Origin of the sequence: Blastomonas sp. CCH1-A6 (assembly GCF_001556365.1) — a bacterium.
Lineage (GTDB): Bacteria > Pseudomonadota > Alphaproteobacteria > Sphingomonadales > Sphingomonadaceae > Blastomonas > Blastomonas ursincola.
The window spans coordinates 1-22,279 of sequence record NZ_LSIS01000021.1; the positions used below are offsets into that span (position 1 = coordinate 1).

Below are 22,279 nucleotides of genomic sequence, written 5' to 3' on the forward strand. Positions count from 1 at the left end.
GGTCGCCATCTCGCCTGAAGTGGCCACCGCCGTGCCCGACAGGCCATGGTCCTGGCTATGCACGATCAGCGGCAGGTCCAGCATCGCGCAATATTGCATCAGCCGGTGCATCACGCCGGTATCGACGATCCAGCGTCGCCCGGTGGCGACGGCGCGCGCGCCCGCCTCCTGCATCAGCGCGATCTCGGCCATCTCGGCACCCGCCAGGTCGCGCGTCGCGGCGGCCAGAGGGTGCACCCAGAAATCCGGCTTGCCCGAATAGGCGGCAAAGCGCACGCGCGCCGGGTGATCGAGCGGCGGGTTCTGATCGGGCATCAGCGCCGCACGGCTGATGCCGCCGAAATGGAAGGCGGGAAGGTCGATCGCGAACACGCCGAGGTCCACCAGGCCGGGCGCGATCAGCGCGCCCTTCGCGTCGTGGACGCGGTCGTCCGCGCTCGGCGTGATCCTGCCGATCTCGGCGATGCGGTCGCCCAGCACGCGGATACCGCCCTCGACCGGCTCGCCCTCTCCCGGTAGGATCAGGCGGCCATTGACGATGCTCAGCGGAGCCAGCGGGGTCTTGCTCATGCCCAGCCCTCCACGCCGCGGCGTCTGCGCGTCAGCACGTCAAGGCACGCCATGCGCATCGCAACACCCATCTCGACCTGGTCGGTGATCGCCGAGCGCTGGACATTGTCCGCGATATGGCTGTCGATCTCGATCCCCCGGTTCATCGGCCCGGGGTGCATCACCAGCGCATCGGGCTTGGCCAGCGCCAGCTTCGCATCGGTCAGCCCGTAGAGATGACGGAATTCGCGCGGCGAGGGGATGAACTGGCCCTGCATCCGCTCGTTCTGCAGCCGCAGCATCATCACGACATCCGCACCGTCGAGTGCCTCGGCAAAGCTGCGGCAGGGCGTCGCGCCCATGGATTCGACCGCAGGCGGCATCAGCGCGGGCGGCCCTGCGACGCGCACGTCCGCGCCCAGGGTCGAAAGGCAGATCATGTTCGATCGCGCGACGCGGCTGTGGAGGATGTCGCCGCAGATTGCGACCCGCAGCCCGGCGATCTGCCCCTTGCGGCGGCGGATGGTCAGCGCATCGAGCAGCGCCTGGGTCGGGTGCTCGTGCGTGCCGTCGCCGGCGTTGAGCACCGGGCAGCCTACCTTGTCGGCGATCAGTTGCACCGCGCCCGAGCTGCCATGGCGGATCACGATGGCATCGGCGCGCATGGAATTGAGCGTCACCGCCGTGTCGATCAGCGTCTCGCCCTTTTTCACGCTCGATTGCGCGGCGTGCATGTTGACCACATCCGCGCCCAGGCGCTTGCCCGCGATCTCGAACGACAGCAAAGTGCGCGTCGAATTTTCGAAAAACGCATTGATCAGCGTGAGGCCTGCGAGCCGGTCGTCATGCTTGGTCGCCTGGCGATTGAGATCGACCCATTGCTCGGCCTCGTCGAGCAGGAACTCGATCTCCCAGGGCTGGAGCCCCGCGATTCCCAGCAGATGCCGGTGCGGAAAGGCCATGCTGCCGGGCGGATAATCGCTGGCAGGGCGGCGGGCGGAGGGGGTGTTCGGCGATGTCATTAAAGGCGAGCGTCTAGGACCGAATCGGCTTTGGCTCAAGCCCGCGTTTTCTGCTGTGGACAGGGGAGCTGACTGTCGCAATGATGCGCTGACAAGAATGTAAGCGAGAGGGATTCTGGATGGAACTCGTAACCGAAGGCCTGCGCTTTCCTGAAGGGCCGGTGGCGATGCCAGATGGCAGCGTCGTTTTGGTCGAGATCGAGCGCGGCTGCGTCACGCGCGTCCCGCCTGATGGCACGCAGCATGTCGTGGCGCAGCTGGGCGGGGGCCCGAATGGCGCGGCGATCGGTCCCGATGGCAAGCTCTATGTCTGCAACAATGGCGGCTTCCATTATGTCGAGCGCGCCGGGCTGCTCATCCCGCATGGTCAGCCCGACGATTATTCCGGCGGAAGGATCGAGCGTGTGGACCTCGAGACCGGCACGGTCGAGACGCTCTACAAGTCTGGCGATTTCGGCTGCACGTTGCGCGGGCCCAATGACATCGTGTTCGATGATGCCGGCGGCTTCTGGTTCACCGATCACGGCAAGACCCGGCGGCGCGAGCGCGACATGACCGGCGTGTTTTACGCCCGCGCCGATGGCTCGCTGCTCAAGGAGGTCATCTTCCCGATGGAAAACCCCAACGGCATCGGCCTCTCGCCCGACGGCAAGCGGCTCTACGTCGCGGAGACCTATACCTGCAAGCTCTGGGCCTATGACATTGCCGCGCCCGGCGAGATCGCGTTCAGCCAGGGGCTGCTCGGGCCGGGCGGCACCTTTCTCTACAGCCCGTCGGGATACACGTTCTTCGATTCGCTCGCGGTCGACGGCGCGGGCAATATCTGCGTCGCGACCATCGGGCAGAGCGGCATTTCGGTGGTCTCACCGGAAGGCGAACTGGTCGAGTTCGTCGCCACCGACGATCCGTTCACGACCAATATCTGCTTCGGCGGGCCGAACCTGAAGACCGCGTACATCACGCTTTCAGGCACTGGCAGGCTGGTCAAGATGGACTGGCCGCGCGGTGGGGCGAAGTTGCATTATCTAAACGCTTGATCGTCATCCCCGCGAAGGCGGGGGTCCCGCTTTGCGGTCGTGCACGATGGGACAAGCGGGACCCCCGCCTTCGCGGGGATGACGAAGACTGGAATTCTTGGATTGAGGGAAAACGCCATGACCGACCAACGCTGGGCGATCGATATCGACCGTGACACCATCGCTGACGCTCGCATTGTCGAGGAGCCGCAGGCCGACCTGCCCGAAGGCGCGATCGAGGTGAAGCTTGACCTCTACGCGATGACCGCGAACAACGTGACCTATGCCGTGTTCGGCAAGCCGCTCGGGCTGTTCGGCAACGATCAGGGCTATTGGGATTTCTTCGCCGAGCGCGAAGCGCCGGGGCGGCTGCCGGTCTGGGGCTTTGCCACGGTGAGCCGCAGCAACCACCCCGACATGCCGCTGGGGACGCAATATTACGGCTATTACCCGATGGCGAGCCATGCGGTGCTGCATCCGGGCCGGGTGAGCGCGAACGGCTTTACCGACATGACCCCGCGGCGCAGCACGCTGCCGATCATCTACAACCAGTACCAGCGGCTCGACGCGCTGGGCGATTATCGCGCCGAGCACCATGATTATTGGCCGGTCTTCCGTCCGCTGTTCCTCACCGGCTGGTTGATCGCCGATCAGCTCGAGGACGAGGGCGATTATGCTGCGCAGCAAATCCTGGTGGCGAGCGCGTCGAGCAAGACCGCGATCGGCCTTGCGCATGCGCTTAAGCAGCGCGGCAGCGGTCCGCAGGTTGTGGGCCTGACGAGCGGGGGCAACGCTGCCTATGTCGAATCGCTCGGCCTGTACGACCGCGTCGTCGCCTATGACGATATCGGCGCGATGGACGCCTCCGTTCCGAGCGCGATGGTCGATATGGCGGGCAACCCGAAGGTCGCAGCCGCAGTCCACAACCATTTCGCCGATGCGCTGAAGGCCTCGATCGTGGTTGGTAAGTCGCATTGGGATGCGAATGATGACGCAGGGGCCATCGCCGGCCCGCCGCGCCAGATGTTCTTCGCACCGGGCCGCAGCGAAAAGCGCATCGCCGAATGGGGCCCGGACGGCTTCCGCCAGAAGCTCGAAGCCGCCTGGCTCGGCTTTGCCGATCTGGCCCCGAAACTGCTGTCGATCGACAAGCGCCAGGGCGCCGAGGCCGCGCTCGCCGCCTATGCCGAAACGGTCGCGGGCAAGGCCGATGCGAGGACGGGGCTGGTCATTATTCCATGAGCTTCCAGGCGGTCATTTTCGATTTCGGCGGGGTCATCACCTCGTCGCCCTTCGAGGCGTTCAACCGGCTCGAAGCGGAGCGCGGCCTGCCGCGCGATTGCGTACGGCGGATCAACGCGACCAATCCCGACGACAATGCCTGGGCGAAGTTCGAGCGCGCGGAGATCGATGCCGCCGCTTTCGATACTGCCTTTGCCGAAGAAGCGGCGGCGCTGGGTCTGGCGATCCGGGGCAGCAATGTCATCTCCTGCCTGGCGGGCGATGTGCGCCCTCGCATGGTCGCGGCGCTCGATGCGCTCAAGGCCGAAGGGCTGACCATCGGCTGCATCACCAACAATGTCCGCGCGGGCAAGGGATCGGCGATGGTGTTCGACGATGCCCGCGCCGCCGAGATCGCGGCAATCATGGCGCGGTTCGACCATGTCATCGAAAGCAGCAAGGCTGGGGTGCGCAAGCCCGATCCGCGCATCTACGCGATGATGTGCGAGGCGATTGGGATAGCACCGGATGCGTGCATCTATCTCGACGACCTGGGCGTGAATTGCAAACCCGCGGCGGCTTTGGGCATGGCCGCGATCAAGGTGAGCGGCGAGGATCAGGCGCTGGCCGATCTGCGCGCACTGCTGGGCCGTCCGGAAGGCTGGCCCGGCTGATGCGGTTTTGGGGGGCAATCCTGTTGGCGATGGTGGCGGTCCCGGCTCAGGCCGAGCGGGGAACCGTTGTCGTGGTCGGCGGGGCATTGGCGGACGACAATGCCGATGTGTATCGCGCGATGATCAAGGCCATGCCAGCCGACGCGCCCGATGTGGTCATCATCCCCGCTGCTTCGGGCATTATCGGTCGATCGGTTCCGCGCGCTGCCAAGGCCTTTGCCGCACATGGCGTTGATCCCGCCAGCATCGTCACGGCGTACATAGCCTTGGTCGATGATCCCGATACGCCGGACGTCGACGAGTCGCGCTGGAATGCGGGCGGCAGCGATCCAGCAGAGATTGCCAAGATCGAGAAAGCAGGCCTGATCTGGATGCTGGGCGGCGACCAGCTGCGGATCATGGCAGCGCTGATCAAGCCCGATGGCAGCGATACACCTATGCTGGCCGCCATCCGCAAACGGCTGGATAAGGGAGCGGTGATCGGGGGCACCAGCGCGGGTGCGGCTGTGATGGGCGAGCACATGATCGGATGCGGCAGCCCCGAGGTGGCGCTGACGGCTCCGGTCTCGCGCGATTTCAAGGATTGCGACGGCAAGGCCGAGGATGCCCGCGACGTGCCACTGGTGTTGGGGCGTGGCCTCGGCTTTCTTCCCGGGATCGTGTTCGACCAGCATTTCAGCCAGCGCGCGCGGCTGACGCGGCTCGTTCGGGCGGTGGCCTGTATCGAAGCGGACGCGGTGACCGGGATCGGGATCGACGAGGACACAGCCTTTGTCTTCGACATCGGGCACGAGACCGGCATTCCGGTGGGGCGTGGCACCATCACTGTCGTTGATCCGTCAGAGGGGCATCGGTCCTGCGACAATGCGGTGATGGAAAATGTCCGCTTCGCGCGCTTCCCAGCGATGAAGGAATAACCGCGTGGACAATTTCACCCACAGCCTTGCCGGATGGGCGCTGGGCCAGGCGGGACTCAAGCGCCTGACCGGGCTCGCGGTGCCGACGCTGATCATCGGGGCAAACCTGCCCGATATCGATGCGGTGCTGAGCGTGCTCGGCACCCAGTCGCTTGCGCTGCGGCGCGGCGTGACGCATGGGCCGATCGCGCTGCTGGTGCTGCCGATCCTGCTCACGGTGGCGATGGTCTGGTTCGATCGCTGGCAGGTGCGGCGGCGCAAGCGTCCGCGCAATCGCCTGCCTGTCCGACCAGGGGCGCTGCTGCTGCTCGCCTATATCGGCACGCTATCGCATCCGGCGCTCGATTATCTCAACAATTACGGCATCCGCCTGCTTGAACCCTTCGCGCCGCGCTGGTTTTATGGCGATACCCTGTTCATCGTCGATGCGGTGCTGTGGACGACCCTGCCGCTCGGCATCTGGCTGTCGCGCAAATGGGAGGCAACAGGCCGTCCGGGCTGGGAACGGCCCGCGCAAACGGTGCTGGTTCTGGCCTTGCTCTACATCTCGGGCAACTATGCGCTCTCGAGCCATGCCGAAGCGCAGGTGGCGCAGAGGCTGGAGGCCGAACGCGGCATCACTCCCGATCTGGTGATCGCCAATGCGGTGCCCGTGCTGTTCTGGCAGCGCGCGATGCTGTGGCGCGGCGATGCGATGATCGGGCGCGGGGCCTATGACGCGCTGGGCACGTCAGCACTGACGCTGCAGCCGGGCAGCGCCGCAACCAACATGGCCAGCCCTTGGGTCGCGCGCGCCGCCGCACAAAATGCTGATGCGCGGGCCTTTTTGTTCTGGGCGCGGATGCCATATGCACGGCTGACCGACATATCGGGGGGCAAGAGAGTGGTGTTGCGCGATGCGCGCTTCGACAGTTCGCCGATTGCCGACCGGTTCACGGTCACAGTCGATGTGAAGGACAATCCATGACCCGCCCCGTGATCGTCTGGCTGCGCCGCGACCTGCGCCTTGCCGACCAGCCCGCTTTCGCCGCCGCCGCCAAGGCCGGACCCGTGATCCCGGTCTATGTGCTCGACGACGAGACGCCCAAGCATCGCAAGATGGGTGGCGCGTCGCGCTGGTGGCTGCATCATAGCCTGGCGTCGCTGGCGACCGATCTGGAAAAGATCGGCTCGCGTCTGATCCTGAAGCGCGGCGTCGCGGCAGAGGTACTGGCGAAGCTGGCGAAGGAAACCGACGCGGCCGCGATCCACTGCCTGCGCCATTACGAACCGTGGTGGCGCAATGCGGAGCGCGCGCTCAAGGACAAGCTGCCCGAGGGCTGTGCGCTCGAATGCCATCACGGCAATTACCTGATGCCGCCCGGATCGGTCACCACGGGCAGCGGCCAGCCTTACAAGATCTACACGCCCTTCTGGCGCGCGCTGGCGCAACACATGCCGCCGCCCGCTCCGGTGCCCGCGCCGAAAAGGCTCGATGCACCGCAGGCATGGCCCGAGAGCGATACGCTCGGCGACTGGGACCTGCTGCCGACCAAGCCTGATTGGGCCAAGGGCTTTGCCGAGGAATGGACACCGGGCGAAGCGGGGGCTGCGGAGCGGCTCGAGCAGTTTCAGGACCGCGCCAAGCACTATGAGGAGCAGCGCAACCTGCCTTCGGTCGAGGGCACCTCGCGCCTGTCGCCGCATCTGCATTTCGGCGAGATCTCGCCTGCCACCGTCTGGCATACGGCGATGGAAGCGGGCGGTTCGGTCGAGACCTTCCTCAAGGAACTGGTCTGGCGCGATTATGCGCAGAACGTGATCCTGCAATATCCCGATTATGCCAAGGCCAATGCCCGCGACGGCTTCGACAAATTCCCCTGGCGCGATCCGTCCGACCCGGACGTGGCGGCGGATATCAGGGCGTGGCAGCATGGGCGCACCGGCTATCCACTGGTCGATGCCGGGATGCGCCAGCTCTGGGCGACCGGATGGATGCACAACCGCGTGCGCATGGTCACCGCCTCATTCCTGATCAAGCATCTGCTGATCGACTGGCGCGAGGGCGAAAAGTGGTTCTGGGACACTTTGGTCGATGCCGATTACGGCTCCAACGCGACCAACTGGCAATGGACATCGGGCACTGGCGTCGATTCGAACATGTTCGTGCGGATCATGGCGCCGCTGACCCAGTCGGAGAAGTTCGATGCGGCGGGCTATATCCGGCAATGGGTGCCCGAGCTCGCCGGTCTGTCCGACAAGGCGATCCACGATCCCGAGGCTGCGGGCAACTATGTGAAGGGCTATCCCAAGAAACTGATCGGGCATAAGGAAGCCAGAGAACGAGCGCTCGCAGCGCACGGAAAGATAAAGGCATGAGAGGAGAGAAGGTTATGCGGGTCTGGAAAACTCTGGCGGCGGCTTGTGCGCTGGCGATCGGCGCGGGCGGTGTGGCGCTGGCGAAGGATGAGGCGGCCCCGGCGGTCAAGCCGATCACGCAGATGAGCGCGGCGGAGCTGGAGAAGGTGCGCACCGCCGGCGCGCAGATCCTGTTCTGGTCCGATGCGCAGCGCGCTGCCAATTTCCGCGCCATGGAGGCGCAGTTCCCCGGCACGACCGCGAAGCATGGCACCCCGCGCGCGCTGCCCAAGGGCGAACCTCTGGCGATCAGCGATGCCGATGTCGATGCGTTTATGGCCGCGCAGAATGTCGCAGGGTTGATGGTGATCCAGGACGGCAAGGTCCGGCTGGAAAAATACGGGCTGGGGATGAAGCCTGAAGATCGCTGGACCAGCTTCTCGGTCGCCAAGTCCTTCACCTCGACGCTCGTCGGCGCGGCGGTGAAGGACGGCCTGATTGCCTCGATCGATGATCCGGTGACCAAATACGTCCCCGAACTCAAGGGCAGCGGCTATGACGGCGTGACCGTCAAGCAGATCCTGACCATGACCTCGGGGGTCAAGTGGAACGAGGATTATACCGACCCGAACAGCGATGTCGTGAAGATGCTCTCGGTGCCCGTTGGGCCGGGCGAGGACCCCAATACCGCCTATCTCAAGACGCTGCCCCGCGAGGCCGAGCCGGGTACCAAATGGGTGTACAAGACGGGCGAAACCAACCTGATCGGCGTGATCGTCCAGCGTGCGACGGGCAAGACGTTGACCGAATATGCGCAGGAGAAGATCGTCAAGCCGGCGGGCTTCGAGGGCGACCTGTTCTGGATGGTCGATTCCGCGGGGCAGAATGTCGGCGGCTGCTGCCTGTCGATCCGGCTGGCCGATTATGCCCGCATGGGGCTGTTCGCGCTCGAAGGCGGCAAGGGCCAGGTTCCCGATGGCTGGTTCGCCGAAGCGGGCAAGGAACAGGCGCCGATCGGTTTGCCGGGCTTCGGCTATGGCTATCAGTGGTGGACCTATCCGGGCGGCGCCTGGGGCGGGCAGGGCATTTTCGGCCAGGCGATCCTGATCGTGCCGCAGAAGAACCTTGTCGTTGCGGTGGTGAGCAACTGGCCCAAGGCAAGCGGTGGCGATCTGCGCGTGCCGCAGCTGCAGTTCTTCCAGAAGCTCGCCATGGCGGCAAATTGAGGATCGCAGAATGACCGATGACAGCCGCCTCCATGCCGAACTCCAGTCTGCGGGCATCGCCTTCGACCAGGTCGAGCATGAGGCGGTGTTCACCGTGCTCGAAAGCAGCGCGATCGAGCGCGCCATACCCGGTGCGCACACCAAGAACCTGTTCCTCAAGGACACCAGCGGCCAGTTCTACCTGGTCACCGTGCTCGCCGAAAAGCAGGTCGATCTGGGTGCGCTCCGGCATCTGGTCGGGGCAGGGCGGTTCAGCTTCGGCTCGGGGGACGAGATGGTCGAACTGCTCGGCATCACACCCGGTTCGGTGACGCCGCTTGCGGCGTTCAACGACAAGGCGGGCAAGGTGCAGCTGGTGCTCGACGAGGTGCTGGCGGCGCAACCGCGTGTCAATGTCCACCCGCTGCGCAACACGGCGACTCTGGGGCTTTCGGGCCTCGATCTGGTGCGGCTGCTGGTGCGCTGGCGGCATGCGCCGCTGATCGTCCCGGTGCCGAACAAGGCGCCCGCAGCCGAGCCGTCACAAAATTGATGGTGGGCGCGGGCGCATGCATGCGATAACGCTATCGGAATGACCCAGGTCGCCGCCCGCCCGTTGATCGACGGCTTTGCCCGCCGCATCAGCTATGTCCGCCTGTCGGTCACCGACCGGTGCGACCTGCGCTGCGCCTATTGCATGCCCGAACGGATGCAGTTCCTGCCCAAGGCCCAGGTGCTGAGCCTCGAGGAACTGCACCGGCTATCGCTGGCGTTCATAGAGCGCGGCGTGCGCAAGATCCGGCTGACCGGGGGCGAACCGCTGGTGCGCCGCGACGTGATGACGCTGGTGCAGCGGCTAGGGCGCGAGATCGGCCACGGGCTCGACGAGCTGACGCTGACCACCAACGGCACCCAGCTCGCCGAACATGCTTCGGCTCTGGCCGATGCCGGCGTGCGGCGGATCAACGTGTCGCTCGACACGCTCGACCGCGACCTGTTCGCACGGCTCACCCGGCGCGATGCGCTGGACAAGGTGCTTGCCGGTATCGATGCGGCCGATCGCGCCGGACTGAAGGTCAAGATCAACGCGGTGGCGCTCAAGGGGCTCAACGAGCACGAGCTTCCTGCGCTGATCGCCTGGGCGCATGGCAAAGGTCATGACGTGACGCTGATCGAGGTGATGCCGCTGGGCGAGGTCGAGGAAGACCGGTTCGACCATTATCTGCCACTGCCGCAGGTGCGCGACACGCTCGAGCAGCGCTGGACGCTGACGCCCAGCGATCACAAGACCGGCGGGCCGGCGCGTTATTTCGACATTGCCGAGACCGGCGGGCGGCTAGGCCTGATCACCCCGCTCACCAACAATTTCTGCGCCGGGTGCAACCGGGTGCGGGTCACCGCGACCGGTCAGATCTACATGTGCCTCGGCCAGAACGACCGGGTCGATCTGCGCGCGGCGATGCGCGGGCCGGACAGCGATGCGGCGCTCGACGCGGCGCTGACGCGCGCGATCCGTGCCAAGCCCGAGCGGCATGATTTCCATATCGATGCCCCGGGCGCCGCACCCGCGCTTGCCCGGCACATGTCGATGACCGGCGGCTGACCGATAATGGCCAAACTGCTGTTCTTCGGGCGGCTGGGTGATCTGGCGGGAGGGATCGAGCGGTCCGTCGGCCTGTCCGAGCCGCACAGCGTGGCCGCGCTGATCGGCGTGCTGGAGGCGGGCGACAGGCTGCTCGGCAGCGCGTTGCTGGAAGACCGGGTGCGCTATGCGCTGAACGGCACGATCGTCGATCGCGATGCGATGGTCGCGGATGGCGACGAGCTCGCCTTTCTGCCGCCGGTCAGCGGAGGGTGAAATGCTCAGGCGCGTCACAATCGCCGCTGCGCCATTCGATCCCGAGGCGGACATCGCCGCGTTCCGCAAGACGCTGATCGATTCCGGGGCGATCGTCACCTTTACCGGGCAGGTGCGCCCCTCGAGTAGCGATGGCAGCGTGACAACGCTCAGCCTGCAGCATTATCCAGGCATGACCGAGCGCGGCATCGAAGCGATGCTTGATCAGGTTGCCGAGCGGTGGCCGCTCGAGGCGGTGCTGGTCATCCACCGCGTCGGCGACATGCGTCCGCACGATCCGATCGTGCTGGTCGCGACGGCAAGCGCGCATCGCCGGGCCGCGTTCGAGGCGGCGGATTATCTGATGGATTATCTGAAGAGCCGCGCGCTGTTCTGGAAGAGCGAGACGAGTGCGAGTGGCAGGGCCTGGATCGAGCCGCGCGACGAGGACTATGCTGATGCCGCGCGCTGGGATGCCTATCCGGGCGGGGGCTGACAGCTCAGCCAGCCCGCCCGGATGGGATTGGCAGATCAGTTTACCGCAGCAGGAATCTGAAGGTTCGGCACCTTGCCGTCGGCAGCCTGCTGCGCGAACAGGTCGCGCATGTTCTGCAGCGAGAACAGGTGCGCATAGATCAGCGGCAGCGCGCCGTTCTGGTTCATTTTGCGCAGTTCGTCACCGCGCAACTCGCGCAGCTTTTCCTCGTTCACCATCTGGAAGCCCTGATAGACGAAAGGCTGTGCCAGCGTCGGGTGCTCGATCTTCAGCTCGCCATCCATCAGCAGGTCGTGCTTCTTGAGCTCTTCCATGAAGAAGGCGGTGCCCTGAACGGCGCGCTCGAAATCCTCGCAGAACTGCAGGATGTTCTTGGTGGTCTGGCTCGGCTGATCGCCGTCGAACAGTGCTTCGCCTTCCTCGAACTCCCCCAGCGCTTCGCAGGTCGGATCAAAGCACAGCGACAGCTCCTGCGAATCCGGACGCAAGCGAGCGAGCATGAACGGATAGCGGCGCACATAAGCAGGCACATAAGCCGGCTTGCGATACTTGCCATCGTCGTCGAGGAACACGTTGACGCCTTCGTTCATGCCCATCAGTGCCAGCGGAACCGGGTCCGGGCCAGCCGAGAAGATGATCGGATAGTGGCGCTGCGCCTGGCTGAATTCCTCGGCCGTCAGCGGGATCGCGTGCTGGTTCTTCAGGAAATGCGCGCCTTCCAGCGTCCGCGAGCGGAACTTTGCATGGTCCTGGGAATTGAGCGGCACCAGGTCGTTGAAAAGGACCGGCAGGTTGGTGGCTTGCGGCGCACTGGCCATGAAATATTCTCCGCTGACATTGTGATTTTATCGGTAAAACCGGATTACGCGCCTTAAGTGGCTGGCAGGCGACGCGCAAGAGGAACTCGCCGCCATGGCGGCGTCAAAGCGGAACGAGCTTGCCGGGGTTCATGATGCCCTTGGGATCGAAGGCCTGCTTGATGGCCTTGAGTGCCATCAGGCGCGCAGGATCGCTCAGCCGCCCCAGCTCGTCGCGCTTCATCTGGCCGATGCCATGTTCGGCGCTGATCGATCCACCCGCCGCCACGACCAGATCATGGACGAAACCACTGATTTCCTTGCCAGGATGCTCGGGCCAGGTGGCACGGTCCGATCCCTTGGGGGCTGCGACGTGGAAATGGACATTGCCGTCGCCCATATGCCCGAAGGCAGCCACTTCGGTGCCGGGGAAGCGGTTCTCCACCTCGGCGCCCGCCTCGATGATGAAGCGCGCCATGTCGGTCACCGGCACGCTGATGTCGTGCTGCATGGCCGGGCCTTCGGCACGCTCGGCCTCGGAGATCGAATCGCGCAGCTTCCAAAAGGCCTCGGCTTGCGATTCGCTCGACGAGATCGCCGCGTCCTGCACCAGGTCGCGCTCGAAGGCTTCGGCCATCAGCGCTTCGGCCAGCTCCTGCGGCGGGGGTGCGGCGGCGTTATCGCGCGCGAACTCGATCAGCACATGCCAGGGATGCGCGCTGGCCAGCGGGGCACGGGTGCCGGGAATGTGATGCAGCACATTGGCGAGGCAGCGCTGGGGGACGATCTCGAAACCTTCCATTTCGCGGCCGGCTCGGGCCTCGAGCATCAGCAGCAGTTCGCGCGCAGCGAGCGGCGAGCGCACCCCGGCCCAGACGACCGCACGGTCGATCAGCGCCGGAACGAGCTTGAGCGTCGCGGCAGTGACGATGCCGAGCGTGCCTTCGGCACCGACGAGCAGATGCCGGATGTCGTAACCGCGATTGTCCTTCTTGAGCGTGGCGAGGCCGTTATAGATCGAGCCATCGGGCAGCACCGCCTCCAGCCCTTCGACCAGCGCCCGCATCGTGCCGTGGCGCAGGACCTGCGTGCCCCCCGCATTGGTCGAAACGAGTCCGCCCACGGTCGCCGAGCCCTTGCCGCCCAGCGTGAGCGGGAATCGCAGTCCCTGCGCGGCGACCGCCTCGTGCAGCGTCTGCAGCACCACGCCTGCTTCTGCGACGACAGTGCGCGCGCCAGGGTCGATGGCGCGGATCGCGTTCATCCGCCGCGTGCTGAGCAGCAGGGCGCTGCCACCGGAATCGGGCGTTGCGCCGCCGACCATGCCGCTATTGCCGCCCTGGGGCACGATCGGCGTCCCGGTCTCGCTCGCCAGGCAGACAATCTCGGCGAGTTCCTGAGTATTGGCGGGAGCGACCATCGCCATCGCCGCGCCGTGATAGCGCCCGCGCCAGTCGGTCAGCCAGGGGGCCAGGTCGTGCGCATCGGTGGTGAGTCCTTTCGGGCCAAGCAGCGCGGCAAGCCGATCGGTCAGTTCGGGGCGTTCAAGGGCGTCGTTCATGGCCCGCCTGATACACCTGCTGCCTCATGCCGACAATCGGCTGGGATACCATGGCGCCGGTGGTAAAAATGACACAGTGCCCGACAAAACGAGGGTTGATCAGGGCTAGACGGCATCGTTAATCCACCGTTCAATCGCTCGGACTAACCCGGGCGCCAGGGGCTAAACGGGTCTGGAGGTTCGCCGCGCGCGGCCATGGCATATGTCGAATCCTTGCTGGGGTTGCTGTTGCTGAGTTCGCTGCCATTGGCAGACGAGCGGCGCAGTCCCGTGGGCGACACGGAGCCCGTCGTTCCGGCGCAGCTGGGGGAGATGCTCGATCCGCGGCCCGAGGTGCTCGCGCAGGTCCGCATCGAGCAGCGGATCATCATCCGCGTTCCGCGCCAGTCGCTCTCGCGCTCTTCGCTGATGGCCGACATTGCGCCGCCCCGGCGCGCGCCGAGGCCCGAGCCGCCGAAGTTCGAACGGCGCAAGGTCGGCAAATGCCTGGCGATGCGCGATGTCTCGGGCGTGCGCGTGATCAACGACGACATGCTGGTGCTGTTCATGCGCGACCAGCGGATGATCGAGGCCGAGCTGGAGAAATCGTGCAGCGCGCGCGAATTCTATCAGGGCTTTTACATGGAACGCAGCGGCGATGGCCGGCTGTGCGTCGATCGCGATCTGCTGCAGGCCAGGTCGGGCAGCAAGTGCGAGGTCAACAAGCTGCGGCAGCTGGTCCCTGAGGATTGATTTCGCCCCGTGATTCCGGCGCAGCAAGGTTGACTTTCGGGCTTTGTTTGCGCATGGCGCCTGCGTGGCCGATGGCCCGGCATGAATGGCGTGACGACAACTGACGCGCCGCTGCCCTTATTTCGGATATTCTATGATATTTGCCGATCTCGGCCTTTCCGACAAGTTGATCCAGGCCGTAACCGATTCCGGCTATACCACCCCCACGCCCATTCAGGCGCAGGCCATCCCCCCGGTGCTGATGATGCGCGACCTGATCGGCATCGCGCAGACGGGGACGGGCAAGACGGCGAGCTTCGTGCTGCCGATGATCGACATCTTGGCCGAGGGCCGCAGCCGCGCCCGTATGCCGCGCTCGCTCATCCTCGAGCCGACGCGCGAGCTCGCCGCGCAGGTCGCTGAGAATTTTGAGAAATACGGCAAGTATCACAAGCTCTCGATGGCGCTGCTGATCGGCGGCGTGTCGATGGGGGATCAGGTCAAGGCGCTGGAAAAGGGCGTCGATGTGCTGATCGCGACCCCGGGCCGCCTGATGGACCTGTACGATCGCGGCAACATCCTGCTCACCGGCTGCAACCTGCTGGTGATCGACGAGGCCGACCGGATGCTCGACATGGGATTCATCCCCGATATCGAGACGATCTGCACGCGGCTGCCCGCACAGCGCCAGACTTTGCTGTTTTCCGCGACCATGCCGCCGCCGATCAAGAAGCTGGCGGACAAGTTCCTGAACAACCCCAAGTCGATCGAGGTCGCGCGCACCGGCAGTGCCAATGCGTCGATCGAGCAGGGCAAGGTGCGCGTCGCATCGCGGCGAAAGCGCGACACGCTGTTCACCATGCTCGATGCCGGCGTGCAGACCGCGATCATCTTCTGCAACCGCAAGACGACGGTACGCGATCTCAACAAGGCGCTGCGCCAGGGCGGGTTCGACAGCGGCGAGATTCATGGCGACATGGAACAGAGCGCGCGGCTGGCCGAGCTGGAAAAGTTCAAGAACGGCACGATCAACATCCTGGTCGCCTCGGACGTTGCTGCGCGCGGGCTGGACATCAAGGGCGTGAGCCATGTGTTCAACTATGACGCGCCCTGGCATCCGGACGATTATGTTCACCGCATCGGTCGCACGGGCCGTGCCGGCGCGACCGGCAAGGCGTTCACCTTTATCACCGAGGAAGATGCCGAAGCGCTGGCCAATATCGAAAAGCTGATCGGCACGACCATTCCCGAAGTCGTGATCGAGGGCGTCGAGGCACCGGTGCAGGATGACAAGGCGCGCGACAAGCCGGCCAAGGGACGCGCGCCCCGCAAGAGCGATGAGCGCAAGCCCGCCGAACGCAAGGCGCGCGAGGAAAAGCCGCGTGACGAGAAGCCGCGTGCGGAAAAGACGCGCGACGATCGCCGCAAGCCCGCACGGGCGCGCCGCGAGGAGCGCGACGACGGTCCCGACGATGGGTGGAACGGCCCGATGCCCGACTTTCTGTCGGTTGGCTTCGGCACGACCTGAGCGCAACCGCTCGCGAGCTTATTCTCCCGCGTCACCTTTGCGTGCCTTGTCGAGTAGCCCCGCGAGCGAGGCGGTCGCGCTGCCGCGCCGTGCGGGCTTGGGCTGATCGGGCGAGGGGGCCCAGCCGCTGAGATACAGCATCTCGAACCGCTCGGGCGCCTTGCCGTCGCTGTCGGTATCCTCGGCAAAGCGCTGCATCGCCGCGACTAACCCAAGTTTTCCGATCGCTGGGCCTGAAGCGGCGAGCGTATTGGTCCAGCCATGCGCACGAAGATCGGCGATCAGCGCGGGCAGCGAGGAATAGCGCACGGTCAGCGTGTCGCTGTCCGCCACCGGCATGGCAAAGCGCGCGCGCTGCAGCAGATCGCCCGCCGCACGCACGTCGATCTGCGGATGGATGCGCGCGGCGACACCGCGTCCGCCAGCCTCATCCGCCGCCAGCATTGCGGCCTTGAGACGCGGCAACGAGCCTGCACCGATCATCGCCGCCATCATCAGCCCGTCGGGGCGCAGCGCGCGGTTGATCTGGATGAGCGCGCCGGGAAGATCGTTGACGCTGTCGAGCGTGCCGAGTGCGATCACCAGATCGAAGCTCGCCGGTTCAAAGGGCAGCAGGTCCTCGTCGCACTGCACGTTGGTCCCGATTGGCCCTGCCCGCGTCACGCGAATGCCCCGTGCGTCCATGGCTGCCATCAGGCTGGGCGGGGCGATGCCCAGCACCAGCGCCTCGCCAAAATCGCGCGTCACCCACGAGAGTCGCTCGACGATCTCGTCCGCCATATGCTCAGCAAGGAATGCGCCGGTCTGTCGCGCCAGCCGTTCGCCGCGCGCCATCGCGAGGCGGCGGCGCTGCGGCGAGAAGAGCTGGCGGGGGGCGCTATCCTGGTTCATCGCGGCCTTGTGCCGATGCGCGCGCCGCGCGACAAGGGGGCATGTCGCTTGCCACCGCCCTGCGCCCGCTGGTCGATCTGGTGCTGCCCCCGCGCTGCCCCGGCTGCGGCGTGCTGGTCGAGGACGACCTGCAATTCTGCCCTGAGTGCTGGAATGCCCTGCGCTTCATCAGCGATCCCAGTTGCACATCGTGCGGCAAGCCCTTCTCCGAAGGGCGCGATGCCGACCTCGTTTGCGCCGAATGCCTCGCCGATCCGCCGCTGCACGATGGCATCAAGGCGGCGGTGCTCTATGACGACCTGTCGCGCTCGATCGTGCTCAAGCTCAAGCATGGCGGCAAGATCGGCCTGGCGCGGCTGGTCGCGCGGCATCTGCAGCGGCATATCCCCGAAGACAAGACCGATCTGGTGCTGATCCCGGTGCCATTGCACCGTTGGCGGCTGTGGCGGCGGGGGTTCAACCAGTCGATCCTGATCGCGCGCGAACTGGCGAGGCCGCATGGCCTGACGGTCGAGACCGATGTGCTGCGCCGCATCCGCGCCACGCCGCCGCTCAAGGGCATGACACGCAAGCAGCGCGGACTGGCGGTGCGCGGGGTGTTCGATATCCCCAAGGACAGGCGCGAGCGCATCCGGGGCAGGCACGTGCTGTTGATCGATGATGTCTATACCACCGGCGCGACCTCGCGCGCATGCGTGCGGTTGCTCAAGCAGGCGGGCGCGGCCAGCGTGACCATCTTCTGCTGGGCGCGGGTGCTGCGCGAGGGCGACGAGGGTGCGGATATGTGACAGGTCCGTGGCGCGGCTGTTGCATTTCCGCGCAAAACGCCCAAATATCGGGGGCGGAGGACGCATTCATGGCCAAGGTCGAAATCTATACCAAATTTACCTGTCCCTATTGCTTCAGGGCGAAGTCGCTGCTGAGCAAGAAGGGCGTGGACTTCGACGAGACCGAAGTGTCAATGGGCGGCGAGCCCAAGGCCGAGATGATCCGCCGCGCCGGTGGACGCACCACCGTGCCGCAAATCTTCATCGACGGGCAGCATATCGGTGGATCGGACGACCTGGCGGCGCTCGACCGCGAGGGCAAGCTCGACCCGCTGCTGGGGCTGTGACCACGGATCGATTGCGATGAAGATTGCTGTCCTGCAGATGACAGCAGGGATAGACCCTGCGGACAATGCGCGCACGCTGGTGCAGGCGGTGCGCGATGCGAAGGCGGGCGGCGCTGAGATGCTGTTCACGCCGGAAATGTCGAACCTGATCGACCGCAATCGTGCGCGCGCAGCCGATACGATCCGCAGCGAGGGCGAGGATCCTGTTCTCGCCGAGGTCCGCACCGCTGCTGCCGAACATGGTCTGTGGGTGCATCTGGGCTCGCTCGCGGTACAGGGCGATGCGCCCGACGCAAAATGGCGCAACCGCGCGTTCGTGATCGCGCCCGATGGCAGCATCGCCGCGCGCTATGACAAGATCCACCTGTTCGATGTCGATCTCGCCTCGGGCGAGAGCTGGCGCGAATCCGCCGTTTATGAAGGCGGCGAGCAGGCGGTCGCAGTGCGGTTGCCCGAAGCGGTGCTGGGCCTTTCGATCTGCTACGATATCCGCTTTTCCGCCGTGTTTGCGGCCCTGAGCCGCGCCGGAGCCGACATCATCGCGGTCCCGGCAGCGTTCACCGTGCCCACCGGACAGGCGCACTGGCATGTGCTGCTGCGCGCAAGAGCGATCGAGAATGCGTGCTTCGTCGTCGCCGCCGCGCAGACCGGCGATCATGCGGACGGCCGCAGCACCTATGGCCACAGCCTGGTGATCGACCCCTGGGGCGAAATCCTGCTCGACATGGGCGAGGCACCCGGCTTGGCCTTTGCCGAGCTCGACCTGGCACGCATCGCCGATGTGCGTTCGCGCGTCCCCGTCATCGCCAACCGCAGGCCGGTGGCTGAGGCGGTGCGGCCATGATCGTTTACGACCTCAAATGCGCGAACGACCATGTGTTCGAGGTCTGGTTCGCCTCCAGCCAGGCTTATGACGAGCAGCGCGCGCGCGGCCTGATCGCCTGTGCGTTTTGCGGATCGACCGAGGTCGGCAAGGCGGTTATGGCGCCACGCCTGAATGCCAAGGGCAATCAGCGCGATGCCAGCCTGCCTGCGGTGATCGATGCTCCAAGCACGCCATCGCCCGTCAGCATCAGCAATGCGCCCGCTTCCGCGCCAGCCCCCGCTGAGGTCGCCAAGCTGCAGGCGGTGCTGCACGCGCTGGCCCAGGCGCAGGCGGAGGCGCTCGAACAATCGACCTGGGTGGGCCGGGATTTTGCCGACCGCGCGCGCGCGATGCATTATGGCGAGGAAGACCATGCGCCGATCCACGGCCAGGCCGATCCTGACGAGGCCGCTGCGCTGGTCGAGGAGGGCGTCGCCGTCGCGCCGCTGCCGTTCCCGGTCATCCCGCCCGACGCCAAGAACTGACGCGAATATCGTTCGAAACCGGCGCTGCCGAAACGATTGCCTTGCCGCCCCCGCTTGGCTAAACCGCACCGCAGTGCGCCCGTAGCTCAGCAGGATAGAGCATCAGATTCCTAATCTGGGGGCCACAGGTTCGAATCCTGTCGGGCGCACCATTTCCTCATGTGCCGCATCAGTCCACCCGCCGCGCCAGCTCCTTGGCGGCAAGGGCGACCGGGTCTTCGACATCCGCCGGTATCAGGACATCGGGCGCGATGCCGTGCGGGTCGACCGGATCGCCCGGCAGCCGCAGCGAGCGCGTGGTGGCCCAGTGGAGCTCGAACCGGCCCGAGGGGGCGGGCATGCCCATCATCTCGCCATAATCGATCACGCCGGCGGAATTCTCCTGCCCCATCAGCACGACCTTGCGGCTCTGCCGTGCGTCCATGATGAAATTCTCGGCCGAGCTTCCGGCGCGGTCGATGAGCACCGCAATGCGTGCCGGATTGGGCAGCACCTGGTCCAACCGGAGGATCTCCACCGCTGGCTCGCGCGGCAGGAACGCCTGGCTGGCCGATTGCATCCGCTGGCTCTCGCTCGCCAGCAGCCGCGCCGCCTCGGGCGAGGCGCTTTCCAGCGTCCGCGCCGTTTCGCCGCGCAGCCGGGCATTGTCGGCGCTGACGCGCAGTTCGACCCCGATCCGCCAGATCGGGCGGGTATAGAGATAGGGCAGCACCGGATCATAGGTGAAGTCGGACCCACCACCATTGCCGCGAACATCTACGATGAGCTGCGGTGTCCGCTCCAGTTCGGCGGCATTGTCCGCGATCAGCTTGCGGATCGCATCGAGATGGCTGGCATGAAATGAGGGGAGGCGCAGATACAGGGTGGCGTCGTCTATCCGCTCGAGCAGAAATGCGTCGCCGGGCCATCGGCGTTCTGCCGCCTTCTGCGCTTCTGGGGTCGCCTGCACGCGCCGCCAATGGCCGAGCTCGTCCACGTCCAGCACATCGCCGTTGCTGCGAAGGCGCGCCTGCAGCGCAACCTCGGTTCGGTCGCCGGCACCATAGAGCAGGGCATAGCTGCCATCGGCAGCGCGCGTCAGCACCGCCTTGACCTCGCCGGGGGTCCAGGTCTCGGCCGCAGTGGACAGGATGACGGCATCGAACACCTTTGCCGATCGGTCGCGCCGCAGCACGGCCAGACGATAGCGATCGTCGATCAACCACAGCCCCTCGACCGGATCGGCCGCTGTGCCCAAGGCGTTCAGCCTGGCCAGCGCGCTCTGCTCGTCGAGCGCGCGCCGCCGGGTTTTCCATGGCGACGACTCCGGCGCTGCGGCCCATTGCAACTGAAGATGACCATCATCGAACCACGCGAGCCATTGTTTCAGGCTCTGTCGAAAGACGGCCTCATCGCCTGATACGACCTGCGCCCGGAGACGAGTCGTCAATGCATCGAGTTCGGCCTTGCGTCCGCCCCCGGTCTTGGTGGGCCAGCCCGAATAGTTGCGCTCGATCGCTGCGGTCATCCAGTCGAAATCGGCGAGATTGGCCGAAGGTGTCGCGGCCTCGAGCGGGCCGCCAGCAAGCGCCATCAACCCCAGGAGGAGCGACAGGCGGGCCAGGAAAGGATGCAGGCGGCGGTGGAGAAAAGGGGGTGGGGTGAGCATCGTCGTCCATCATCCGGATAGCGGTTTTGTATCGCCGCAGCGCCGATCGCGTGTCAACCTGGGCGCGCGAGCCGGGTTCAGCCCGGAGGCCAGCCTTTTTCGCAGACCGGCAACCGCCCGGCGGGATCACGCTTCGTGCGCCGCCGCCTCTCGCCGTGCCGACACCTCGCGCGAGCGAAAGCCAGGGCGCCTCGAAACGGCGCTGGCGGCACGGTCCGGCGATCCTGTCCGTTAACCCATATTCCTCCCCTGCGGGCGTACCGTAGTTATACCGTATTTAGGGTTTTGTTTACGACACAAGCACTTATTCGACCCCATAGTTTAATGGGGATTGGGCCATGGACACGGCATCGGCAAATCAGGACAGGCTTTCTTTCTTCGGTATCGATAGTAAAGACTATAAGAGCTTTCCACGCATACTGAAATTGCTGCAGAAGCACGCGCCGGAGGCTCTGGCCGATTTTTACGAAAAGATCGCCGCAACGCCCGAGGTCGCCAAGTTCTTCAAGTCGAAGCAGAACATGGACCATGCTCGCGACAAGCAGCTTAACCATTGGGTTCAACTTTTCTCGAACCAGATCGGCGAGAATTATTTCGGAAAGGCCGAGCAGATCGGCAGCGTGCACGCCAGGATCGGACTTGCGCCGACCTGGTATATCGGCGGCTATGCCATGATGCTCGAACAGCTGATCCATGAGGCTGTCGCCAGTTCGCCGCTGGCGCGGCTTGCAGGCAACAATCTGGGCAAGGTGATCGGCACACTGGTCAAATGTGCCCTGCTCGACATGGATATTGCCCTTTCCAGCTACTTCCGTGCGGAGGAAGCCCAGCGCCTGGCCGTCATCTCCCAAGTCGGCCAGGCGCTGGAATCGCTTGCAAAAGGCGATTTCACCGTCCGTCTCGAGGGCCTGCCGCCCGCCTTTGCCAAGGTGGAGCAGGACTTCGACTTCATGCGCACCCGGATCAGCGAAACGCTGACCCAGGTCTCGCAGACCGCAGAGAGCATCAACACCGGCTCGATCGAGATCAGCCAGGCTTCGGACGACCTGTCGTCGCGCACCGAGCAGCAGGCGGCCTCGCTGGAGCAGACCGCCGCGGCCATGGACCAGCTGACAGGGGGCGTGCGCGAAACCGCCGATGGCGCAGCGCATGTCAACCGCTCGGTGGCCGAAGCGCATTCCGACGCGACGCGCGGCGGTGCGGTCGTCAAGGAAGCGGTCGCGGCCATGGACGATATCGAGCGGTCCGCGCAGGAAATCGCCAAGATCATCAACGTGATCGACGGCATTGCCTTCCAGACCAACCTGCTGGCGCTGAACGCCGGGGTGGAAGCGGCGCGAGCCGGTGATGCGGGCAAGGGCTTTGCGGTCGTCGCCAACGAGGTCCGGGCGCTTGCGCAGCGCTC

At 65.5% G+C, this 22,279-nt stretch carries 23 protein-coding genes, 1 tRNA gene and 1 pseudogene; 19 read left to right on the top strand and 6 right to left on the bottom strand.

The annotated features are described in order from the left end of the window. Together AX735_RS00640 and AX735_RS00645 are read right to left on the bottom strand one after the other, a co-directional pair. Positions 1 to 570, bottom strand: a pseudogene (locus tag AX735_RS00640) (dihydroorotase); the annotation flags it as partial. Continuing rightward, positions 567 to 1,571, bottom strand: a complete 1,005-nt coding sequence (locus AX735_RS00645; protein WP_446471762.1) for an aspartate carbamoyltransferase catalytic subunit — start codon at positions 1,569 to 1,571, stop codon at positions 567 to 569. The gene AX735_RS00645 and the pseudogene AX735_RS00640, both read right to left, overlap by 4 nt. A 119-nt stretch (positions 1,572 to 1,690) precedes the next feature. On the opposite strand from AX735_RS00645, the gene AX735_RS00650 reads away from it, so the two are divergent. From AX735_RS00650 to AX735_RS00700, 11 genes are all read left to right on the top strand, one after another. Next, positions 1,691 to 2,608 (top strand): SMP-30/gluconolactonase/LRE family protein, encoded by a 918-nt coding sequence (locus tag AX735_RS00650; protein WP_066274217.1) that lies wholly within the window; start codon positions 1,691 to 1,693, stop codon positions 2,606 to 2,608. 117 nt (positions 2,609 to 2,725) lie between these two features. After that, positions 2,726 to 3,829 carry a DUF2855 family protein gene (locus AX735_RS00655; RefSeq protein WP_066274219.1) on the top strand — a complete coding sequence of 368 codons (1,104 nt, stop codon included), beginning with the start codon at positions 2,726 to 2,728 and terminating at the stop codon, positions 3,827 to 3,829. Next, a complete protein-coding gene (locus AX735_RS00660; RefSeq protein WP_066274220.1) occupies positions 3,826 to 4,482 on the top strand; it encodes an HAD-IA family hydrolase in 657 nt (218 codons plus the stop codon). The genes AX735_RS00655 and AX735_RS00660 overlap by 4 nt, the downstream gene beginning before the upstream one ends. Next, positions 4,482 to 5,399: a cyanophycinase gene (locus AX735_RS00665; RefSeq protein ID WP_082750851.1), complete on the top strand. Its 918-nt coding sequence runs from the start codon at positions 4,482 to 4,484 to the stop codon at positions 5,397 to 5,399. Before AX735_RS00660 ends, AX735_RS00665 begins: the two co-directional genes overlap by 1 nt. A 4-nt stretch (positions 5,400 to 5,403) precedes the next feature. Next, positions 5,404 to 6,366, top strand: coding sequence for a metal-dependent hydrolase (locus AX735_RS00670; protein ID WP_066274225.1), 963 nt, complete (start codon positions 5,404 to 5,406; stop codon positions 6,364 to 6,366). Then, positions 6,363 to 7,757, top strand: coding sequence for a cryptochrome/photolyase family protein (locus AX735_RS00675; RefSeq protein ID WP_066274227.1), 1,395 nt, complete (start codon positions 6,363 to 6,365; stop codon positions 7,755 to 7,757). The genes AX735_RS00670 and AX735_RS00675 overlap by 4 nt, the downstream gene beginning before the upstream one ends. 14 nt (positions 7,758 to 7,771) lie before the next feature. Beyond that, positions 7,772 to 8,962, top strand: a complete 1,191-nt coding sequence (locus AX735_RS00680) for a serine hydrolase domain-containing protein (protein WP_066274229.1) — start codon at positions 7,772 to 7,774, stop codon at positions 8,960 to 8,962. A gap of 10 nt (positions 8,963 to 8,972) precedes the next feature. Beyond that, positions 8,973 to 9,494, top strand: coding sequence for a prolyl-tRNA synthetase associated domain-containing protein (locus AX735_RS00685; protein ID WP_060977833.1), 522 nt, complete (start codon positions 8,973 to 8,975; stop codon positions 9,492 to 9,494). A 39-nt stretch (positions 9,495 to 9,533) separates the two neighbouring features. Further along, the gene (gene moaA / locus AX735_RS00690; RefSeq protein WP_066274231.1) at positions 9,534 to 10,544 is read left to right on the top strand and encodes a GTP 3',8-cyclase MoaA; all 1,011 of its coding nucleotides are present in this window, start codon (positions 9,534 to 9,536) and stop codon (positions 10,542 to 10,544) included. 6 nt (positions 10,545 to 10,550) lie between these two features. Beyond that, positions 10,551 to 10,799: a MoaD/ThiS family protein gene (locus tag AX735_RS00695; RefSeq protein ID WP_066274233.1), complete on the top strand. Its 249-nt coding sequence runs from the start codon at positions 10,551 to 10,553 to the stop codon at positions 10,797 to 10,799. Between the two features lies 1 nt (position 10,800). After that, positions 10,801 to 11,274 (top strand): molybdenum cofactor biosynthesis protein MoaE, encoded by a 474-nt coding sequence (locus AX735_RS00700; RefSeq protein WP_066274235.1) that lies wholly within the window; start codon positions 10,801 to 10,803, stop codon positions 11,272 to 11,274. 35 nt (positions 11,275 to 11,309) lie between these two features. Here AX735_RS00700 and AX735_RS00705 read toward each other — a convergent pair whose 3' ends face one another. Together AX735_RS00705 and AX735_RS00710 are read right to left on the bottom strand one after the other, a co-directional pair. Continuing rightward, positions 11,310 to 12,092, bottom strand: a complete 783-nt coding sequence (locus tag AX735_RS00705; protein ID WP_066274237.1) for a SapC family protein — start codon at positions 12,090 to 12,092, stop codon at positions 11,310 to 11,312. Between the two features lie 103 nt (positions 12,093 to 12,195). After that, entirely contained in the window at positions 12,196 to 13,632 is a 1,437-nt protein-coding gene (locus AX735_RS00710; RefSeq protein WP_066274239.1) for an FAD-binding oxidoreductase, read from the bottom strand. Positions 13,633 to 13,860: 228 nt separating this feature from the next. Between AX735_RS00710 and AX735_RS00715 the strand changes: the two genes are divergently transcribed. Both AX735_RS00715 and AX735_RS00720 read left to right on the top strand, forming a co-directional pair. After that, entirely contained in the window at positions 13,861 to 14,364 is a 504-nt protein-coding gene (locus AX735_RS00715) for a hypothetical protein (RefSeq protein ID WP_137775352.1), read from the top strand. Positions 14,365 to 14,497: 133 nt separating this feature from the next. Further along, positions 14,498 to 15,871: a DEAD/DEAH box helicase gene (locus AX735_RS00720; protein ID WP_066274245.1), complete on the top strand. Its 1,374-nt coding sequence runs from the start codon at positions 14,498 to 14,500 to the stop codon at positions 15,869 to 15,871. Between the two features lie 18 nt (positions 15,872 to 15,889). Here the strand turns inward: AX735_RS00720 and AX735_RS00725 are convergent, their stop codons facing one another. Further along, positions 15,890 to 16,762: a class I SAM-dependent methyltransferase gene (locus AX735_RS00725; protein ID WP_066274247.1), complete on the bottom strand. Its 873-nt coding sequence runs from the start codon at positions 16,760 to 16,762 to the stop codon at positions 15,890 to 15,892. 41 nt (positions 16,763 to 16,803) lie between these two features. Here AX735_RS00725 and AX735_RS00730 point away from each other — a divergent pair, with 41 nt between their 5' ends. From AX735_RS00730 to AX735_RS00750, 5 genes are all read left to right on the top strand, one after another. Further along, positions 16,804 to 17,550 (top strand): ComF family protein, encoded by a 747-nt coding sequence (locus AX735_RS00730; protein WP_066274248.1) that lies wholly within the window; start codon positions 16,804 to 16,806, stop codon positions 17,548 to 17,550. 68 nt (positions 17,551 to 17,618) lie between these two features. Then, complete coding sequence (gene grxC / locus AX735_RS00735) at positions 17,619 to 17,876, top strand: glutaredoxin 3 (protein WP_066274251.1); 258 nt, start codon at positions 17,619 to 17,621, stop codon at positions 17,874 to 17,876. Positions 17,877 to 17,892: 16 nt separating this feature from the next. Further along, the gene (locus tag AX735_RS00740) at positions 17,893 to 18,720 is read left to right on the top strand and encodes a carbon-nitrogen hydrolase family protein (RefSeq protein ID WP_066274253.1); all 828 of its coding nucleotides are present in this window, start codon (positions 17,893 to 17,895) and stop codon (positions 18,718 to 18,720) included. Then, positions 18,717 to 19,226, top strand: a complete 510-nt coding sequence (locus AX735_RS00745) for a DUF1178 family protein (RefSeq protein WP_066274255.1) — start codon at positions 18,717 to 18,719, stop codon at positions 19,224 to 19,226. The genes AX735_RS00740 and AX735_RS00745 overlap by 4 nt, the downstream gene beginning before the upstream one ends. A 75-nt stretch (positions 19,227 to 19,301) precedes the next feature. Beyond that, positions 19,302 to 19,378, top strand: a tRNA-Arg gene (locus tag AX735_RS00750). Positions 19,379 to 19,395: 17 nt separating this feature from the next. Here AX735_RS00750 and AX735_RS00755 read toward each other — a convergent pair. Continuing rightward, on the bottom strand, positions 19,396 to 20,799 hold the full coding sequence (locus AX735_RS00755; RefSeq protein WP_066274257.1) for a S41 family peptidase: 1,404 nt from the start codon (positions 20,797 to 20,799) through the stop codon (positions 19,396 to 19,398). A 413-nt stretch (positions 20,800 to 21,212) separates the two neighbouring features. Here AX735_RS00755 and AX735_RS00760 point away from each other — a divergent pair. Continuing rightward, on the top strand, positions 21,213 to 22,279 hold a 1,067-nt coding region (locus tag AX735_RS00760), incomplete at its 3' end, for a globin-coupled sensor protein (RefSeq protein ID WP_066274262.1).

Coding starts and splice junctions, on each gene's coding strand:
- AX735_RS00710 (WP_066274239.1), bottom strand. CDS start 13,632: ATGAACGACGCCCTTGAACGCCCCGAACTGACCGATCGGCTTGCCGCG.
- AX735_RS00730 (WP_066274248.1), top strand. CDS start 16,804: ATGTCGCTTGCCACCGCCCTGCGCCCGCTGGTCGATCTGGTGCTGCCC.
- AX735_RS00745 (WP_066274255.1), top strand. CDS start 18,717: ATGATCGTTTACGACCTCAAATGCGCGAACGACCATGTGTTCGAGGTC.
- grxC (WP_066274251.1), top strand. CDS start 17,619: ATGGCCAAGGTCGAAATCTATACCAAATTTACCTGTCCCTATTGCTTC.
- AX735_RS00720 (WP_066274245.1), top strand. CDS start 14,498: ATGATATTTGCCGATCTCGGCCTTTCCGACAAGTTGATCCAGGCCGTA.
- AX735_RS00755 (WP_066274257.1), bottom strand. CDS start 20,799: ATGGCGCTTGCTGGCGGCCCGCTCGAGGCCGCGACACCTTCGGCCAAT.
- AX735_RS00650 (WP_066274217.1), top strand. CDS start 1,691: ATGGAACTCGTAACCGAAGGCCTGCGCTTTCCTGAAGGGCCGGTGGCG.
- AX735_RS00645 (WP_446471762.1), bottom strand. CDS start 1,571: ATGACATCGCCGAACACCCCCTCCGCCCGCCGCCCTGCCAGCGATTAT.
- AX735_RS00705 (WP_066274237.1), bottom strand. CDS start 12,092: ATGGCCAGTGCGCCGCAAGCCACCAACCTGCCGGTCCTTTTCAACGAC.
- AX735_RS00660 (WP_066274220.1), top strand. CDS start 3,826: ATGAGCTTCCAGGCGGTCATTTTCGATTTCGGCGGGGTCATCACCTCG.
- AX735_RS00740 (WP_066274253.1), top strand. CDS start 17,893: ATGAAGATTGCTGTCCTGCAGATGACAGCAGGGATAGACCCTGCGGAC.
- AX735_RS00655 (WP_066274219.1), top strand. CDS start 2,726: ATGACCGACCAACGCTGGGCGATCGATATCGACCGTGACACCATCGCT.
- AX735_RS00665 (WP_082750851.1), top strand. CDS start 4,482: ATGCGGTTTTGGGGGGCAATCCTGTTGGCGATGGTGGCGGTCCCGGCT.
- AX735_RS00680 (WP_066274229.1), top strand. CDS start 7,772: ATGCGGGTCTGGAAAACTCTGGCGGCGGCTTGTGCGCTGGCGATCGGC.
- AX735_RS00725 (WP_066274247.1), bottom strand. CDS start 16,762: ATGAACCAGGATAGCGCCCCCCGCCAGCTCTTCTCGCCGCAGCGCCGC.
- AX735_RS00685 (WP_060977833.1), top strand. CDS start 8,973: ATGACCGATGACAGCCGCCTCCATGCCGAACTCCAGTCTGCGGGCATC.
- AX735_RS00695 (WP_066274233.1), top strand. CDS start 10,551: ATGGCCAAACTGCTGTTCTTCGGGCGGCTGGGTGATCTGGCGGGAGGG.
- moaA (WP_066274231.1), top strand. CDS start 9,534: ATGACCCAGGTCGCCGCCCGCCCGTTGATCGACGGCTTTGCCCGCCGC.
- AX735_RS00700 (WP_066274235.1), top strand. CDS start 10,801: ATGCTCAGGCGCGTCACAATCGCCGCTGCGCCATTCGATCCCGAGGCG.
- AX735_RS00675 (WP_066274227.1), top strand. CDS start 6,363: ATGACCCGCCCCGTGATCGTCTGGCTGCGCCGCGACCTGCGCCTTGCC.